1 protein-coding gene is annotated in these 449 nt (G+C 37.0%); it reads left to right on the forward strand.

From position 1 onward, the window contains the following. Nucleotides 1-241: 241 nt before the first annotated feature. The coding region (locus F7Q96_RS26630; protein WP_151023672.1) for a hypothetical protein at nt 242-449 on the forward strand (208 nt) is incomplete at its 3' end.

Below are 449 nucleotides of genomic sequence, written 5' to 3' on the forward strand. Positions count from 1 at the left end.
ATGTTGGTGCATTAAAAAATGGTGATAACACTTGGGTAGGCGGTATTAAGTTCTCAACTGCATTCTAAGTAATTATTCCGAAAACGGATTGTCGAGGGTTAAATCATTGATTGAAGTATCCTGACCTTCCGTTTTTTTCTTTATGCCTGAATTTTGTTTTAGACGTATTGGTGATGTCATTTTTCTATAAGTTTTTTGGCACATCTTTCCGATAAAAATGATGATTGATAAGAGGTGGTTTATGAATCAACCTTCTTCAAGATCAGGTTTAACGACTTTTACCGTAATTATTATTGGGTTATTGGCGTTATTCCTGCTAATTGGAGGTATTTGGCTCGCTACACTAGGCGGTTCAATTTACTATATTGTAGCTGGAGTCTTACTTCTCATTGTTGCATGGCAACTCTACAAGCGCGCTTCTGCTGCTTTGTGGATTTATGCCGCATTAA

It is taken from the genome of Cupriavidus gilardii (assembly GCF_008801915.1).
In the GTDB taxonomy this organism is placed as follows: domain Bacteria; phylum Pseudomonadota; class Gammaproteobacteria; order Burkholderiales; family Burkholderiaceae; genus Cupriavidus; species Cupriavidus gilardii.